18 protein-coding genes and 1 pseudogene are annotated in these 15,256 nt (G+C 47.1%); 5 read left to right on the forward strand and 14 right to left on the reverse strand.

The features are described 5' to 3' along the window. Nucleotides 1–328 precede the first annotated feature (328 nt). A complete protein-coding gene (locus ON064_RS03740; RefSeq protein WP_274623680.1) occupies nucleotides 329–748 on the forward strand; it encodes a hypothetical protein in 420 nt (139 codons plus the stop codon). Between the two features lie 64 nt (nucleotides 749–812). On the opposite strand, the gene ON064_RS03745 is transcribed toward ON064_RS03740, so the two are convergent. Both ON064_RS03745 and ON064_RS03750 read right to left on the reverse strand, forming a co-directional pair. Beyond that, the gene (locus ON064_RS03745; protein WP_274623681.1) at nucleotides 813–2,312 is read right to left on the reverse strand and encodes a flotillin family protein; all 1,500 of its coding nucleotides are present in this window, start codon (nucleotides 2,310–2,312) and stop codon (nucleotides 813–815) included. 107 nt (nucleotides 2,313–2,419) lie between these two features. Further along, the gene (locus ON064_RS03750; RefSeq protein WP_274623682.1) at nucleotides 2,420–2,590 is read right to left on the reverse strand and encodes a hypothetical protein; all 171 of its coding nucleotides are present in this window, start codon (nucleotides 2,588–2,590) and stop codon (nucleotides 2,420–2,422) included. A 241-nt stretch (nucleotides 2,591–2,831) separates the two neighbouring features. Here ON064_RS03750 and ON064_RS03755 point away from each other — a divergent pair, with 241 nt between their 5' ends. Further along, nucleotides 2,832–2,975, forward strand: coding sequence for a hypothetical protein (locus ON064_RS03755; protein ID WP_274623683.1), 144 nt, complete (start codon nucleotides 2,832–2,834; stop codon nucleotides 2,973–2,975). A gap of 43 nt (nucleotides 2,976–3,018) precedes the next feature. On the opposite strand, the gene ON064_RS03760 is transcribed toward ON064_RS03755, so the two are convergent. Then, nucleotides 3,019–3,228: a DUF3886 domain-containing protein gene (locus tag ON064_RS03760; protein ID WP_274623684.1), complete on the reverse strand. Its 210-nt coding sequence runs from the start codon at nucleotides 3,226–3,228 to the stop codon at nucleotides 3,019–3,021. Between the two features lie 12 nt (nucleotides 3,229–3,240). Continuing rightward, nucleotides 3,241–4,483: pseudogene (locus tag ON064_RS03765) on the reverse strand (acetyl-CoA C-acetyltransferase). 74 nt (nucleotides 4,484–4,557) lie between these two features. Between ON064_RS03765 and ON064_RS03770 the strand changes: the two are divergent. Beyond that, nucleotides 4,558–5,457 carry a hydroxymethylglutaryl-CoA lyase gene (locus ON064_RS03770; protein WP_274623685.1) on the forward strand — a complete coding sequence of 300 codons (900 nt, stop codon included), beginning with the start codon at nucleotides 4,558–4,560 and terminating at the stop codon, nucleotides 5,455–5,457. A gap of 12 nt (nucleotides 5,458–5,469) precedes the next feature. Next, the gene (locus ON064_RS03775) at nucleotides 5,470–6,429 is read left to right on the forward strand and encodes an alpha/beta hydrolase (RefSeq protein WP_274623686.1); all 960 of its coding nucleotides are present in this window, start codon (nucleotides 5,470–5,472) and stop codon (nucleotides 6,427–6,429) included. 93 nt (nucleotides 6,430–6,522) lie between these two features. Here the strand turns inward: ON064_RS03775 and ON064_RS03780 are convergent, their stop codons facing one another. The 6 genes from ON064_RS03780 to yneA all read right to left on the reverse strand — a co-directional run bounded on the left by ON064_RS03780 (nucleotide 6,523) and on the right by yneA (nucleotide 11,564). Then, nucleotides 6,523–6,756 (reverse strand): YneF family protein, encoded by a 234-nt coding sequence (locus tag ON064_RS03780; RefSeq protein WP_058380516.1) that lies wholly within the window; start codon nucleotides 6,754–6,756, stop codon nucleotides 6,523–6,525. 146 nt (nucleotides 6,757–6,902) lie between these two features. Then, on the reverse strand, nucleotides 6,903–8,060 hold the full coding sequence (locus ON064_RS03785) for a PstS family phosphate ABC transporter substrate-binding protein (protein WP_274623687.1): 1,158 nt from the start codon (nucleotides 8,058–8,060) through the stop codon (nucleotides 6,903–6,905). 158 nt (nucleotides 8,061–8,218) lie between these two features. Beyond that, on the reverse strand, nucleotides 8,219–10,219 hold the full coding sequence (gene tkt / locus ON064_RS03790) for a transketolase (RefSeq protein WP_274623688.1): 2,001 nt from the start codon (nucleotides 10,217–10,219) through the stop codon (nucleotides 8,219–8,221). 85 nt (nucleotides 10,220–10,304) lie between these two features. After that, nucleotides 10,305–10,538: a DUF896 domain-containing protein gene (locus tag ON064_RS03795; protein WP_058380513.1), complete on the reverse strand. Its 234-nt coding sequence runs from the start codon at nucleotides 10,536–10,538 to the stop codon at nucleotides 10,305–10,307. Between the two features lie 58 nt (nucleotides 10,539–10,596). Continuing rightward, the gene (locus ON064_RS03800; RefSeq protein WP_274623689.1) at nucleotides 10,597–11,250 is read right to left on the reverse strand and encodes a YneB family resolvase-like protein; all 654 of its coding nucleotides are present in this window, start codon (nucleotides 11,248–11,250) and stop codon (nucleotides 10,597–10,599) included. Next, nucleotides 11,247–11,564, reverse strand: a complete 318-nt coding sequence (yneA, locus tag ON064_RS03805; RefSeq protein ID WP_121297621.1) for a cell division suppressor protein YneA — start codon at nucleotides 11,562–11,564, stop codon at nucleotides 11,247–11,249. The genes ON064_RS03800 and yneA overlap by 4 nt, the downstream gene beginning before the upstream one ends. Before the next feature lie 167 nt (nucleotides 11,565–11,731). Here yneA and lexA point away from each other — a divergent pair, with 167 nt between their 5' ends. Further along, the gene (lexA, locus tag ON064_RS03810) at nucleotides 11,732–12,358 is read left to right on the forward strand and encodes a transcriptional repressor LexA (protein ID WP_274623690.1); all 627 of its coding nucleotides are present in this window, start codon (nucleotides 11,732–11,734) and stop codon (nucleotides 12,356–12,358) included. Nucleotides 12,359–12,463: 105 nt separating this feature from the next. Here lexA and ON064_RS03815 read toward each other — a convergent pair whose 3' ends face one another. The 4 genes from ON064_RS03815 to ON064_RS03830 form a co-directional block, all read right to left on the reverse strand. Continuing rightward, nucleotides 12,464–12,667: a hypothetical protein gene (locus ON064_RS03815; RefSeq protein ID WP_274623691.1), complete on the reverse strand. Its 204-nt coding sequence runs from the start codon at nucleotides 12,665–12,667 to the stop codon at nucleotides 12,464–12,466. 60 nt (nucleotides 12,668–12,727) lie between these two features. Then, nucleotides 12,728–13,258: a hypothetical protein gene (locus ON064_RS03820; protein WP_274623692.1), complete on the reverse strand. Its 531-nt coding sequence runs from the start codon at nucleotides 13,256–13,258 to the stop codon at nucleotides 12,728–12,730. Between the two features lie 192 nt (nucleotides 13,259–13,450). After that, nucleotides 13,451–14,764: a type I glutamate--ammonia ligase gene (gene glnA / locus ON064_RS03825; protein ID WP_274623693.1), complete on the reverse strand. Its 1,314-nt coding sequence runs from the start codon at nucleotides 14,762–14,764 to the stop codon at nucleotides 13,451–13,453. A gap of 38 nt (nucleotides 14,765–14,802) precedes the next feature. Then, nucleotides 14,803–15,189 carry a MerR family transcriptional regulator gene (locus tag ON064_RS03830; protein ID WP_121297624.1) on the reverse strand — a complete coding sequence of 129 codons (387 nt, stop codon included), beginning with the start codon at nucleotides 15,187–15,189 and terminating at the stop codon, nucleotides 14,803–14,805. Nucleotides 15,190–15,256: the final 67 nt, after the last annotated feature.

The following is a 15,256-nucleotide window of genomic DNA, read 5'->3' on the forward strand; positions in this document are numbered from 1 at the left end:
TTCAGTTCACCTGCTGCGGGGCGCTTTTTTTATCCCGTGTCTGTCTCTTTAAAAGCAGTTTAATCCCATTAAGGACGTTTGTACCTTTTTTCATAGGCAAGGCTTATACATGCAAATTACGCGGTTGTGCGATTTTAAGCTAACCCCATCTGTGTCGCGGATTTGCTTATTTTTATTGGGTGTTTTTTCGAGAAAAAAGAGTTTGTACCTAGACTTTTTTATTTATCGAAAAGGACTTTTGCAGGTTTGAAAGAATACCTAGAAGTGAATATACTGATTACGACTGAAATTTTCAAACCTTAATTTCAAGAAATCGGGGGCGTGCAAAATGATGAATTTTTACTTGACCCAATCCAAAAAATCTTATCAGTCAGCAGACGGAGATGCCATTTCGATGCATTCATACCTCGTTGTTGAATCTGTGACTAGATCCCTTGGACAGGAGTTTAAAAATCATAAGCTGGCATGGGAAGCAGAAGACCGCTGGCTGCTTGCAGACGCCCCGGAGAAAATCATCCATATGCCAGATGGCTATCAGCGTTTTGAACTCTCAGAGCCGGTGTTTGCTTCCTTGCGCTTGCTGGCTGAAACCCAGCCAAAAGAGCTTCATACCTTGACGCCTTTTTCCAGAAAACGCACTTCCGAAACATTCATCGAGCAGCAGCAAGCTGAAGCGCGGAGGGAATTTCACCTGAACGACGTAGCCAAGAGCTTAAAGCAGATGTTCAAAGACATCATGACGGTCTAGAAGCTCTGCATATAAAAAGACGGAGAACATAATCTGTTCTCCGTCTTTTTGTGTTTAATTCGCTTTAAATTTGTTCCGGGTCTTCTTTGGCAGCTTCATCTACAGGCTGGTCATTTACCTGGTCATCAAGCTGGTCATTGGCTGGTTGGCTGACCGGTTCGATAGCCCGTGTATTTTTCGATGTGTAGGTTTTCAGCATGTCAGCAATATCAATGCCCGTCATTTCTTTCAATGGCTCCTGCATGTCGACCATCGTGCGTGTCACGCTTCTGCCGAATGACGGAACACCTTGGCCGTTACCGGAATCAATGATTTTCACGGAATCGATATTATTGAGCGGCTGCGCCACTTTTTCAGCGAATACCGGCAGCATATCGATCAGTTTCTCCGCAATGATGACATCGCCATGTTCTTCCATGGCTTCCGCAAGCAATTTGCGGGATTCCGCTTCTGCTTTACCGCGTTCACGGATGACTTCCGCTTCGGCAGCCCCTTCATCGCGTTTGATCTTCGCTTTCGCTTCCCCGTCGATCACTGAACGTCTTGCTTCCGCTTCTGCCGTACGTGTCGTTTCGTAATAGCTGGCATCCGCTTTTGTTTTGCGGACTTTGCTTTCTTCTTCTTCAAGGCGGACCGCACGTTCGCGCTCCATGAACTGCATATTCAATTCTTCTTCCTGGATTTCCATTGCGAGTTTCGCTTTTTCGAGCTCGTATGATTGCTCAGACTTGGCGCGTGCGCGTTCGGTTTCTTCCTTGAAGGCTGCATCTTTCAAGTCTTTCTGTTTGCGCGACTCGGCAATGGCGATTTGGCGCATATATTCTTCTTCTTTCGCTTCCTGGTCGGTCTGGGCACGGTGGATGCGTGTTTCCCGCTCCGTGTTCGCTTCTGCGATTTCCGCTTGCTTGCGGACTTCAGCAATGCGCGGGCGCCCGAGGTTCTCGAGATAGCCATTGTCTTCATCGGCGTCGCGAAGGTCCGTCAATCCGAGTGAAGTGATTTTAAAGCCCATTAGATCGAGCTGCTTTTGAGCGATTTCCTGGACATCCGTATTGAATTTCTCCCGGTCGCTATTGATGTCTTCAACGGTCATCTTCGACAAGATGGCACGCAAATTACTGCCGAGCACTTCGATAATCTCGCGTTCGATTTCATCTTGCTTTTTCCCCAGGAATTGCTCTGCATAATTGGCAATGCCATTCAAGGTATCTGCAACTTTGACCATCGCGACAGCATCCGCCACGATCGGCACGCCGGCATTCGTGTAAACACGCGGTGTCGACAACTTCAATTGGAACGACGTCAAATTGACCGGCGTCGAAGTCTGGAAGCGGCGCAGCAAATAACCGCCGCCGCGGATGATCTTCATGGATCGCCCTTCATCGTCCGTAAAGATGTTCGTGTCTTTTTTCGGATCCCCGAGTTTCGGCCCTGTAATGATCAAGGCTTCATTCGATTTGGCGGTACGGTAGCGGATTTTCATCCAAAAGAAATAGCCGGCGCCGGCAACTGCCGCCAAAATAAGAATCACAATTAAAATTGAAATAATTCCGATTGACTCCATCTTATCCCATCCTTTTCAATAAGCTGATTTTCTCCTGCACTATTCTATACGGTCGAATCAGTAAGATGTTTCAAAAAAAGGGAAAGAATAGCCATTCTTTTTGCAAACTAGTCCGCCATCACTTTAATCAATGAAAAAGTGACGGATAACACCATCAACACAAACACAAAATATCCGAAATGAATCCACGGTTTCGTATGCGGCTGGATGAGCCTGGGTTTCCTTTGTTCCGACTCTTTCTCCAGCGCCGGGTTTGGCGGCATCTCTTCATCCCTCATCTTCTAATCCTCCTGTAATCAAGTTTTCCCCTATTTAAGCTCCAAAGCTTCGTTGATTAGTCTTGATAGTAAAGTGCACTTCTTTCATTATATCAATTGACGGTAAATGGAATATAAAAATATTTTGGAAATCATTAACTAATTAAAAATTATTCCATCTATTGTCTGATTATTTGGTAAGATAGAAAAAACGCTGCATGGCAAAAGATGGTTATTTTCTTGGAAATGGGGTGGACAGGCCATGAAACTTATCGATGATCTGGCTGGTGCGATTTATGATGTCTTGAGTTGGCTTTTATGGGGTTTTTCATATTTTTCTGCAGGGATTATTATTGTAGGCATCCCGTTATATTTAATCACTTATCTATTCGAATGGTTAGCCTGAACGAAGAACCCCCTGTCACATTTGTGACAGGGGGGTTTCACCGTTAATATTTAGTTCCTGAATCTCCATGCCGCTCGAGCAATTCGGCAAAAGATAGGTTCTTTTCGCGCTCTTTGCGTTCAAACTGCCGCTGCGCTTCTTTTTCTTCTTCAAGCTTCTGCTGGTCTTTCACTAATTCTTTTTTTGTGGCCTTCAGCTTCATTAGCTGCTCTTCTGAAAAAAGGCCGTTATCGTTGAGTTTATCTTTCGCCATACTATTCTCTCCTTATGGGCGTTTTACGATCGTTGCGACGCCTTGTCCGCCACCGATGCAAAGTGTCGCAAGGCCTGTCTTGGCGTCGCGCTTTTTCATCTCGTGCAGGAGCGTCACGAAAATCCGTGTACCGCTCGCGCCGATTGGGTGGCCAATTGCGATGGCTCCTCCGTTGACGTTCAATTTTTCGTGATCAAACTTCAATTCACGGTCAACTGCAATTGATTGTGCCGCAAACGCTTCGTTCGCTTCAATCAAATCGATGTCGCCAAGCGTCATTCCCGCTTTTTTCAAAGCATTTTTCACCGCTTGTACGGGTCCGATGCCCATGACAGCAGGATCGACGCCTGCGTTGCCGTTCGCAGAAATGACCGCAAGCGGCGTGATGCCAAGCTCGTCGGACGCCTGCGTTGCCGTTCGCAGAAATGACCGCAAGCGGCGTGATGCCAAGCTCGTCGGCTTTTTCTTTTGTCATGACGATGACTGCCGCCGCACCATCGTTAATACCGGACGCGTTTCCGGCTGTGACTGAGCCGTCTTTCTTGAACGCTGGGCGCAGTTTTGCTAACTTCTCTTCAGTTGAAGAAGCCTTTACATATTCATCCGTTTTGAAGACGACGGGCTCGCCTTTGCGCTGAGGAATTTCGACGGGCACAATTTCTTCGTCAAAACGACCGCCTTCGATGGCCGCTGATGCCCGGGCTTGTGAACGGGCCGCAAAACGATCCTGTTCTTCGCGTGAAATCTCATAGCGGTCACACAGGTTCTCGGCTGTTACACCCATATGATAATCATTGAATGCACACGTCAAGCCGTCATGGACCATGCTGTCGACCACTTTCTTGTCACCCATGCGGTAGCCGTCTCTTGCGCCTTCTAATAGATACGGGGCACGGCTCATATTTTCCATGCCGCCTGCCACGATGATATCGGCATCACCCGCAAAAATCGCCTGGTACGCCAAATGGATCGATTTTAAGCCGGATCCGCATACTTTATTGATGGTCATTGCCGGCACCGTCTCCGGAAGCCCTGCTTTGATAGAAGCCTGGCGCGCCGGATTTTGCCCGAGTCCTGCCTGCAGGACATTGCCCATGATGACTTCCGATACTTGGTCGCCCGCTACCCCTGCGCGCGATAAAGCTTCCTTGATGACGATGGCGCCGAGGTCGGTCGCCGGCACATCTTTCAGCGCTCCCTGGAACGAACCGACTGCCGTTCTGACAGCGCTTGCAATTACGATTTCTTGTGACATTTCTTTTATCCCCCTTGTCTGCTTCTTGCTCTTTTATCCCCCCTATCGCTACAATAAAGCTAAGGGGGGATAGTATGTTTAGTTTACCAAAAACCGCTACGATTATCGAGGTTGGGCCGCGCGATGGCCTGCAAAATGAAGCCAGGACCGTTAACACCGAAGACAAACTGGATTTTATCAAGGCCTTGCAGGAAGCAGGATTAAAGGAAATGGAGTTGACTTCATTTGTGTCGCCGAAATGGGTGCCGCAAATGGCCGATGCACGGGATATCGTTGCCGGTGCAAAAAAGATCGGCCGCCAAATGGTGCTGACGCCGAATGAACGTGGCATCACATCTGCCTTGGAGGCCGGTGCCGATTCAATCGCCGTCTTCGTGGGCGTTTCCAATTCATTCAATGAAAAAAATATCAACAAGACGACAGCCCAGTCCATGGAAACATTGAAGCCATTGATCGAAAAGGCCAAACAGGACGGCATCTTCGTCCGCGCCTGTATTTCAACAGCGTTCTACTGCCCGTTTGAAGGAAAAATCGATCCGCAACGAACGGTCGATTTATGCCGCCAATTCGCCGATTGGGGAGTCGATGAATTGAGCGTCGCTGATACGATCGGCCTGGCGAACCCGCAAGAAAGCCATGAGTTGTTCAGCCGATTGAAAGAGCAATTTCCGGATGTGCTGATTGCCGCTCACTTCCACGACACGAGACGCATGGCGCTAGCTAATGCCTATGCAGCACTTATTGCCGGAGTCGACCGGTTCGACGCTTCTGCTGGCGGGCTCGGCGGTTGCCCGTTTGCACCGGGTGCTACCGGCAATGTTGCGACAGAAGACTTGGTCCACATGTTCCACCGCATGGGCGTCGACACAGGGGTCGATCTCGAGAAACTGTACGAAGCGATTTCGCTCATTGAACCCCATGTAACGAATCCGCTGGACACAGGGATGTATACGTTGTACAAAAATAGAAAATGAGGTGTGTGCGCCATGAAAAAGCGACTATTGATGACTACAGCCATCGTCTCGAGTACATTGACTGCTTCTTTTGCCGCATTGGGTTTTGCCGCAAGCAACCGTCTCATGTATGTGAAGAATAAAGACGCATCCTTAATTTTGGAACGGGAAACGAACGCCAAACGCTATGATGAAGCTTGGTATGCCAACGCCAAGAAAAGCGAACAATGGATCGAATCCGCTAATGGCTATCCGATCAAAGCGATTTTCCTGGAGCCGCACACCACAAACCGTTACGTCATCATTTGCCATGGCGTCACCGAAAGCAAAGTGAACTCATTTAAATATGCGCGCATGTTCGAACGCCTCGGGTTCAACTCTGTTGTCTATGACCACCGCCGGCACGGCGAATCTGGCGGCAAGACGACGAGCTTCGGCCATTATGAGAAGCTGGATTTGCAAGCAGTTGTAAAGGCCTTGAAACTCCATGTCGGGCCATCTTTGTTCTTCGGCATCCACGGGGAATCGATGGGCGCCGCGACGACGCTATTATATGCAGGAATGGAGGACTCGGCGGATTTTTACATCTCCGACTGTGCCTATTCCGATATCAGCGAACAGATTCTGCACGTCATGCGCACGACGACGCCGATGCGTACGTCCTTGGCACTTCGCCTCGCCAATGTATTCCTGAAACTGCGCGACGGCTATTCCATCACCACCGTATCGCCTAGGGAAGTCGTCAAAAAGATTGCAAAGCCTGTGCTGTTCATCCACAGCCTGCCAGATGAATTCGTCTTGCCGAAAATGACGAAAGAATTATTCGACTTGAAACTAGGCGCCAAACAGCTGAAGTTATTCAAACAAGGCGAACATGCCCAATCGTTCAATAAAAATCCGGAAGAATACGAAGGGACGGTTGCAGAGTTTCTAATGGCCTATGATTTATTGGCCCCTAAACCTGCTGCTGAGATTTCACAGATTTCCAGCTGACCCAAATGAATGCACAAAAAAGAACCACCGTTCAGAAGCGAACGGTGGTTCTTCTTGTATTCATCACCTATGGGCGAATAATTGCATAAGCGTTTATTTTTTGCCCGGTTTTGTCGAGGCTTTGTTCATTTGAGCCATCATTTGGTTGATTTTCTTTTGAGATGGTTTTTGTCCCATTTGCATCATCATAATCCGCAGCATCTCTTCGTTGATCGGTGGGTTGTCCTGCAAATATTTCATCATGTATCGGCGAGCGATAAAGAATCCAAGTGCAACACCTGCGAGTAAAGCCACAATAACGATAACAATCCAGATCCATGTATCCATACAAATTACCTCCTTCGTGTTGCCAATTAAATCATGCACCAAAAAGGATTATACTATAAATTTCAAGACGTGACTATATGCACGGCATTAAAATTACGGAGAAACAAAGACTGCGTCCCAACATACACTGAGCAGCCGCGGTACGGTTACTCGCGGGACGAATCTAAGGGAACATATCCCGCTGCTTCAACCAAGCGCTGCCCTTGACCGGAAGTGAACCATTGTGCCAGTTCCAAGGCTTCCGGGCTGCTATGCTGCGTGGTGACGATATAAAACTCCGAAGTTAGGGGATATTCATCATTTCGAATGGCGCCAACTGACGGAATAACGCCATCGATAGCCAAGTATCGAATCACTTTATTGCCGGCCATTTCCTCCCCGTAGAAACGGAATGTAAAGCCGAGCGCATTTTTGTGGTTTTTATATTCTGCCACCTGATTGATGATGCCGCCCATGCCTTCTTCTATGTTTTCACGTGGAGCCTCCATCACTGGCACGTCTCCCATGAACTGAAGCAGCGCTGTTTGGCTGCCGCTATCTTCCGGACGCTGGAAAGCCCTGATCTCTTCAGCCTCTCCACCAACTGAAGACCAATCGGTGATTTCGCCGCTATAGATCATGCGAAGATCTTCAGAACTCAATGACTCGACCGGGTTGTCTGCATGGACGAAAAAAACGAAAGCCTCTTTCCCAATCGGCGTTAGTGTAAGCTCGAGCCCCTTGGCATCTGCTGTTTTCAACTGCCCTTGTGATGGCGCAGCGGCAAAAATTGCATCCGCCTCTCCTTCAAACAAATTGGAATAAGCAAAAGGCGTTGTATTGACCATCACTTCGCTGTCGGATGGTTCATACCAATCTTCCGGATAGAGCATTTCTGCAGCGGCTGCATATATGGGGTAAAGTGCGGTCGCCCCGTCGAGCCTTGGCAAATCCCCTTCAAACTGGAGTTCGGGTTCCTCGTCCATTACATTCAGCTTGGAGTCTTCTTGAAAAGGCATATATGAATAGATGTCCACTTCAGCCGAAACGCTAGGGATGGAATCTAAATAAGCTTGGTAAAGCGGCCAAACGGCAAGCGTGATGGCAAGAACAATGAACACTACTCCTGTCTGTTTCCATCTCTTCGCGTCGCCAATTCTCTTGGATAGCAAAAAAATGAAAAACAAAAACAGGAGGACAAAGAAAAACAGCGGCAGCCACGCCATTTCTCCCGAGAGTAATAACATGATGCCTCCAATAAAGCCGACAATGCTTATAGCGATGAACATAGCAAACGCTGGTATTAAACTCCATAATTTCTTCATAATTCCACCTCTTAAAACGATTATAACCGGACAGTGCTATAAAATGATCGAACAAAAAGACTTTCCACTAAAAAAAAGCCGCCAGAATTAACTTCTGACGGCTTCATCTTATTTCAAGAATTTCTTTTCGTTCTCAAAATCGGAAACTAAACCGGAATTCATCTGTTGATCAATTGCTTCACTTTCGATGCAACATTTTCAGGCGTGAAACCGAATTCTTCCATGATTTTCTCGCCAGGGGCACTTGCACCGAAGTGATCGATTGCGAGAACATCACCTTCAAATCCAGTGTAGCGGTCCCAACCGAATGATGAGCCCATTTCAATAGCGAGGCGTTTTGTAATGTTTTTCGGCAAAACGGATTCTTTGTACTCTTTATCCTGCTGTTCGAAACGATCCCATGATGGCATCGACACAACAGACACCGAGATGCCTTGTTCTTTCAATTGTTTCTGTGCATCAATTGCTAGGCTGACTTCAGATCCCGTCGCTAGAAGCAAAGCTTGTGCGTCATCAGCTGGAGATACGACGTAAGCGCCTTTTTCGACTCCTGCTTCCGCTTTTTCGCCTGTCGTTTCAAGGACTGGCAAGTTTTGGCGGGACAATACGAGCAAGGTCGGCTTGTCTTTAGACGTAAGCGCCAAGCGCCATGCCGCTTTTGTTTCGTTCGCATCGGCTGGGCGGATAATGCCCAAGTTTGGCATTGCGCGAAGTGATGCAAGCTGTTCGATTGGTTCATGTGTCGGACCGTCTTCTCCGACCGCTACGCTATCATGCGTGAACACGTAGGTAACCGGAAGACCCATCAAAGCGCCTAGGCGGATCGCTGGGCGGACGTAGTCACTGAACACGAAGAATGTACCGCCGAAGACATGCAAGCCACCGTGAAGCGCCATGCCGTTAAGTGCAGCGCCCATCGCGAATTCACGAACGCCGAACCAGATATTGCGGGCTTCTGGATGCTCAGCATCGAAGTCGCCGCCGTCTTTGATATTGGTTTTGTTCGAACCAGCAAGGTCAGCGCTGCCGCCGAAGAACGAAGGAACCGTCTTAGCGATGGCATTGACCATATCACCGGATGATGCACGCGTTGCTTGCTTTTTACCGACTTCGTATTGCGGGAACTGCGAGTCGAAATCAGCCGGCAAGTCACCGCGGATCGCTGCTTGCAGCTGGGAAGCAAGTTCAGGATGCTGCTCTTCGTACTGCTTGTACAGTTCATTCCAAGCCGACTCCGCTGTAGCGCCAAGTGATTCTGTCGCTTCTTTGAAGGTTTCGTAAACTTCTTCAGGAACATGGAAATCTTGATCGAACGTCCATTTATAGTATTCTTTCGTCAATTTCATTTCATCTTCGCCAAGTGGAGCACCGTGCGAATCCGCTTTACCGGATTTGTTCGGGGAACCATAGCCGATGACTGTCTTGACTTCCACCAATGTCGGTTTGTCAGTAGATTTTTTCGCTTCAGCGATTTTTGCAGACAAATCGTCCATGTCGTTGCCGTCATCTACACGGAGATAGTTCCAGCCGTAAGACTCGAAACGCTTCTGGATATTCTCTGAGAAGCTCATCGACAAATCGCCGTCGAGTGAAATGTCATTGCTGTCATACAAAACGACTAATTTATCCAGTTTTAGGTGCCCTGCAAGCGAAATTGCTTCTCCGGCTACTCCTTCCATCAAATCACCATCTCCGCAAAGAGCGAACGTGTGGTGGTCAATGATGTCGAGACCTTCTTTATTATATGTAGCTGCCAAATGGCGTTCTGCCATTGCCATGCCGACTGCCATGCCGATCCCTTGGCCAAGCGGTCCAGTTGTCGCTTCGACACCGACAGTGTGCTTGTATTCAGGATGTCCTGGCGTCTTGGAATCCCATTGGCGGAAGTTTTTGATTTCCTCCATCGGCAATCCGTATCCGCTTAAATGAAGCAGGCTGTAAAGCAACATTGAGCCGTGTCCTGCTGACAGCACGAAACGGTCGCGGTTGAACCAGTCTGGGTTGTTCGGGTTGTGGTTCATATGTTTTGTCCAGAGTGTATACGCCATTGGAGCGGCGCCCATTGGAAGTCCCGGGTGTCCGGAATTGGCTTTTTCGATAGCATCGATAGAAAGTGTACGAATGGTATTCACTGCAAGTTGATCTGCATGGTTTGACATAGTGACATCCTCTCTGAAACTAAATTTAATCCTATTCTAGTTTAGTCAACAATAGGACATAATACAATGAAAAAGAGAATAAGTATTAATTCAAATACTTATTCTCCCGTTTATTTTTAATTTTGTCTGGCGTTACGTCTTTTCCTTCCGGATCGATGACGGTAACATTTTCTATCGTTCCACGCATTGACTTGCGGAAACTTTGCAAGTATTCCTGGCGCAATGCTGATTGTTCTTTTGCTTCTTCTTGCGACAGCCCGTCACGCTTGGACTTTTTCGATAGTTCATTGATACGTCCGATCTTATCTGGAGATAGCATGTAAAGTCCCCCTTTCCACTGCTCCATCGTACAAAAAAAGGCGGGACAGTGCAAGGTTTCAGCTTTCTTTCATTTGCTGGTACTCGCGGAAACGGCGGTGCACCGTCGCTTTGCTTGCTTGATAGCCAAAGCCTTGCAGCGTAACCGCGATTTCATGGAAGGTCAAGCCGCTCGCTTTCAAGCTGACGATTTGGTCTACCGGAAGATCCAAGCGCTCACGGCCGTCCGGATTGCCTTTTCCTTTCAAATTGCGTTCTGGCTTGTAGCCGTTCTCCACAGCACGCTTCATGCCCCGTTTGATCTTGGCATTGTGGATTTTGCGTTGGTATTCTTCAACTATAGCCAAGATTTCGAGCACCATGTCATCCATATCGTTCAAAGCGATCGGGCCGTGGTCGGACAAGGTGTAGACATCGACTTCATGCTTTTTCATGACATGCAATAAAGCGATGCGGGCATGCCCCCTACCTAAACGTGTTTCATCCTGGATGAAAACGGCATCAACTTTTTCGCTTTTGACTTGGTTGAGCATCTCGAGAAGCCCTTCCCGGTCCATCTCATAGCCGCTATGTTGGTCACTGTAAACGTCCTCGACCAGGTAGCCTTGCTCGAATGCAAATGCCAGCACTTCTTCTTCCTGCCGTTCAAGTGAAGTTTCCTGCTCGTCTTTAGTAGTGCTGACACGGCAGTAAACTAACGCTTTTTTCTTCATTCTGCATCACCTGCGTAGTATTTAGTTTCATCCGGAGAAAAGTTCAACTGATCTGCAGGAATCTTCAACGATTGCCCTGCTACAATTTTTGTCGTCTTCAAATTATTCACTTCCATAATCTCTTCTATCCATTCATGGTGGGGAGTTTCGCCGCTGAACGATTCAGCCAGCTCCCATAGCGTATCACCTTTTTCAATTTGCAGCTCGCCCAATTGCTGCTTTTCGGCATTATGGCTGATCACCGCGTAAAATGTAAACACTACAATGAGTGAGAAAAAGAAAACCAAATATGAGTTCCGTCGAAAGAATGTCATTCAAGCCGCCTCCTTTAGAATATTTGTTCGGAATGTATGTTCTCATATTAAAGCGAACAAGCGTTTCTTGTCAAGATTAAATTCGAACCTATGTTTGCATTTCAATGCCCGAGTTGCTATACTATAGATAGTTAATCTTAAATAAATCCTATAAAGAGGTGAAACTGGTGAAAAAAGTATCTAAGCGTCAGGAAGACATCCTGAATTTCATAAAAGATGAAGTCCGTGCAAAAGGCTATCCACCCTCCGTTCGGGAAATCGGCGAAGCGGTCGGCCTAGCATCCAGTTCGACTGTTCACGGCCATCTAGCGAGACTCGAAAGCAAAGGCCTCATCCGCCGTGACCCAACTAAACCGAGAGCCATCGAAATCATCGGCTCCGAAGAAGCACTAATCGATAAGAGCCCTGTACTTCATGTGCCGCTGATCGGTAAAGTTACAGCAGGTATGCCAATCACTGCGATTGAAAACGTGGAAGAGTATTTCCCGCTGCCTCAAACATATGGCACAGAGGAAGACCATATTTTCATGCTGGAGATCATGGGTGAAAGCATGATTGAAGCCGGCATTCTAAATGGCGATTACGTCGTCGTCAAGCAACAGCAAACTGCCAACAACGGAGACATCGTCGTCGCGATGACCGAAGAAAATGAAGCCACGGTCAAACGCTTCTTCCGTGAAGATAATTACTTCCGCCTGCAGCCTGAAAATTCATCGATGGATCCGATCATCGTTGACCAAGTGAGCATTCTCGGCAAAGTCGTCGGCGTTTTAGAAAAAAGGAGGAACGCATGACTTCCTCCTTTTTTCTATGGCTTTTTTATCGGTAATAATCTTATGTAACCTTAAAAATATGAAAACAGCTGGAGACCTATCCCCAGCTGTCTATATGGTCTTTTTTTAACTTGTTTGTGTTTCCGTTACGACGATGTATTTGACCAAGTTAATGGTAATGCGATAAATCTTGCCATTCGCTTCGTCAGTCAATTCATAGGTGCCATTCGATGGCACTTGGCTAATGGCCGATTCCTTGTCGATCGCTTTCACTGTATGCACGATGGTATTTCCTTGATCAAAGAAGAATTTCACTTGAAACGTTTTCACCGAGATTCCTCCCTTCGATATGAATGGATATGCATTTATTAGTGTAGCATAAACTGCCGCTTAGTTTCGGTTTTGCCATTCCTTGAAAATCATAACTTTCAAAGCCAGCATTTCTTCCTCATTTAAATCGTCGTCGAGTTCATCCATGACTTGTTCAGCTGTCATCGTGTCGTTTTCGACGGCATTCTTCATTTTCAGCAAATTGCGAAACCCGACTTTCTCCATCATAACGCTAGCTGCATCCTCTTTGGTTTCAAAAGCCAGTTTTTGCTCTTTTGGCGCTTGTGGAGGGTCGACTTCAAAAGAATCACCTTCATCGATGGTTCCTTCTTCAAACTGCTCGTCCATGCTGCTGCCTTGAGATTCTTCCGGAATCTCTTGCTGGGATTGCCATTCTTCCATATAGCGGCTGACTTCCGGGTCCGCTTCGATTTGCTGGACCATTTCCTCCATCTTGCCGCTTTGCTCGAGTTCTTCAAATGCTTTTTGTGCTACTGCCTCCGAAGATAGATTCGGCCCCACTGCATACAAGGCGATTCCCGCGAATGAAAAGGCAATAAGAAAAACGATGATGACATTCATAAATCGCATTTTATCCCTCCAGATATTAAAAGTTCTTTCATATAAGTAAAATCTTACCACGTTTTCACCGCTCAGCGTATGTGTGAAAGGGCACAATCTTTAGACAGTTTCCCTTGAGTGTGCCCTATATCTCTTACCGTATGGCCTAAGTCATTTTCCATCATAAAAAAACCGGAGCGCTGGGCTCCGGTTTTTTCACTATTAATACATTTTCAAGTATTGCTCGCGCTCCCATGGGTGCACGCTTGTTCTGAACATATCCCATTCGATTTCCTTCGCTTCCACGAAGTTATTCAAAATGTGTGAACCGAGTGCTTTTGTCATGACTTCATCGTTTTGCAACTCGTCAAGTGCTGCATACAATGTGCCTGGCAGATCTTCAATGCCAACTTCTTTGCGTTCTTTGCGGTTCATTGCATAGATATTGCGGTCAACAGCTTTTGGCGGAGTCAAATCACGCTTGATGCCATCAAGGCCAGCGCCTAGCAATACAGCCATAGCCAAGTAAGGGTTAGCAGCAGGGTCAACAGAACGTACTTCTACGCGCGTAGACAAGCCGCGTGAAGCAGGGATGCGAATCAATGGGCTGCGGTTTTTACCTGACCAAGCGATATAGCAAGGTGCTTCATAACCTGGTACAAGGCGTTTGTACGAGTTGACTGTCGGGTTTGTGACAGCAGTGAATGCTTTCGCATGCTCGATGATGCCTGCCATGAACTGGTAAGCAGTTTTGCTCAACTTCAAATCGCCATCTTCATCTAGGAAAGCATTTTCATTGCCTTTGAACAATGAAACGTTCATGTGCATGCCCGATCCGTTGACGCCGAACAATGGTTTCGGCATGAATGTTGCGTGAAGGCCGTGTTTACGGGCAATCGTTTTAACAACCAATTTAAACGTTTGGATATCATCACACGCTTTGATGGCATCTGCATATTTAAAGTCAATTTCATGCTGTCCTGGCGCTACTTCGTGGTGGGATGCTTCGATTTCAAAGCCCATTTCCTCCAGCTCAAGCACGATATCGCGTCGGCAGTTTTCGCCAAGGTCCATCGGTGCCAAGTCAAAATAGCCAGACGGTTCGCCTCTTTCATCAAGTTTGAACAGGAAGAATTCTGGTTCTGGCCCTAGGTTGAAGTGAGTGAATCCAAGTTCTTCCATTTCTTTCAAGACACGCTTCAAGTTTGTACGTGGATCGCCAGCAAATGGCGTGCCGTCTGCATTGTAAATATCGCAGATCAAACGTGCAACTTTTCCTTTTCCTGTAATCCATGGGAATACGACCCATGTATCAAGATCAGGGAACAAATACATATCGGATTCTTCGATGCGGACAAAGCCGTCGATTGAAGATCCATCAAACATCATTTTGTTGTCGAGTGCTTTTTCAAGCTGTGATGTTGGGATTTCTACGTTTTTAATAACGCCGAGAATGTCGGTGAATTGCAGGCGGATAAAATTGACGTCTTCTTCTTTTACCAAACGAATAATGTCTTCTTTTGAATACTTGCTCATGTACTGTTCACTCTCCTAGGTTATATTATGTAGCCCGCTTATTTAAAAAAACGGGATAAATCACCGTGTCTTTGGGATGCCTGGCTAAACGGCCGTGCCTGATGCTTCATCTCCTCGCGCAGCAAGCTGCGGAGTTCTGCATCACTCAATGTCTTCGGCTCGGCTTGGTCGTTTTGCGGCATCTCTTTTGATTCGTACAGTTTTCTGATGCCCGCAACGTTAAGTCCCTGCTCCAGATAATCTTTGATCTCGAGCAGTGCATCGACATCATTTAATGAAAACATGCGCTTATTGCCTTCTGTCCTAGCCGGACTGATCAGCTTTTGCTCTTCGTAATAGCGTATTTGCCGTGCTGTCAAATCCGTCAGTTGCATTACGATGCTGATCGGGAGAATGGGCATGGTGCGGCGAACCCGATTTGTCATAAGTTTCACCCATTTCACTAATTACTACATTTTCAGTTTATTACATGTCAGGTTATTTGTCAAACGG

The sequence above is a fragment of the Planococcus sp. A6 genome, assembly GCF_028823615.1.
Classification (GTDB): Bacteria; Bacillota; Bacilli; order Bacillales_A; family Planococcaceae; genus Planococcus.

Bases quoted from the DNA above. Each gene is read 5' to 3' on its own strand.
- ON064_RS03740 (WP_274623680.1), top strand. From the start codon at position 329: ATGATGAATTTTTACTTGACCCAATCCAAAAAATCTTATCAGTCAGCA.
- ON064_RS03745 (WP_274623681.1), bottom strand. From the start codon at position 2,312: ATGGAGTCAATCGGAATTATTTCAATTTTAATTGTGATTCTTATTTTG.
- ON064_RS03750 (WP_274623682.1), bottom strand. From the start codon at position 2,590: ATGAGGGATGAAGAGATGCCGCCAAACCCGGCGCTGGAGAAAGAGTCG.
- ON064_RS03755 (WP_274623683.1), top strand. From the start codon at position 2,832: ATGAAACTTATCGATGATCTGGCTGGTGCGATTTATGATGTCTTGAGT.
- ON064_RS03760 (WP_274623684.1), bottom strand. From the start codon at position 3,228: ATGGCGAAAGATAAACTCAACGATAACGGCCTTTTTTCAGAAGAGCAG.
- ON064_RS03770 (WP_274623685.1), top strand. From the start codon at position 4,558: ATGTTTAGTTTACCAAAAACCGCTACGATTATCGAGGTTGGGCCGCGC.
- ON064_RS03775 (WP_274623686.1), top strand. From the start codon at position 5,470: ATGAAAAAGCGACTATTGATGACTACAGCCATCGTCTCGAGTACATTG.
- ON064_RS03780 (WP_058380516.1), bottom strand. From the start codon at position 6,756: ATGGATACATGGATCTGGATTGTTATCGTTATTGTGGCTTTACTCGCA.
- ON064_RS03785 (WP_274623687.1), bottom strand. From the start codon at position 8,060: ATGAAGAAATTATGGAGTTTAATACCAGCGTTTGCTATGTTCATCGCT.
- tkt (WP_274623688.1), bottom strand. From the start codon at position 10,219: ATGTCAAACCATGCAGATCAACTTGCAGTGAATACCATTCGTACACTT.
- ON064_RS03795 (WP_058380513.1), bottom strand. From the start codon at position 10,538: ATGCTATCTCCAGATAAGATCGGACGTATCAATGAACTATCGAAAAAG.
- ON064_RS03800 (WP_274623689.1), bottom strand. From the start codon at position 11,250: ATGAAGAAAAAAGCGTTAGTTTACTGCCGTGTCAGCACTACTAAAGAC.
- yneA (WP_121297621.1), bottom strand. From the start codon at position 11,564: ATGACATTCTTTCGACGGAACTCATATTTGGTTTTCTTTTTCTCACTC.
- ON064_RS03820 (WP_274623692.1), bottom strand. From the start codon at position 13,258: ATGCGATTTATGAATGTCATCATCGTTTTTCTTATTGCCTTTTCATTC.
- glnA (WP_274623693.1), bottom strand. From the start codon at position 14,764: ATGAGCAAGTATTCAAAAGAAGACATTATTCGTTTGGTAAAAGAAGAA.
- ON064_RS03830 (WP_121297624.1), bottom strand. From the start codon at position 15,189: ATGACAAATCGGGTTCGCCGCACCATGCCCATTCTCCCGATCAGCATC.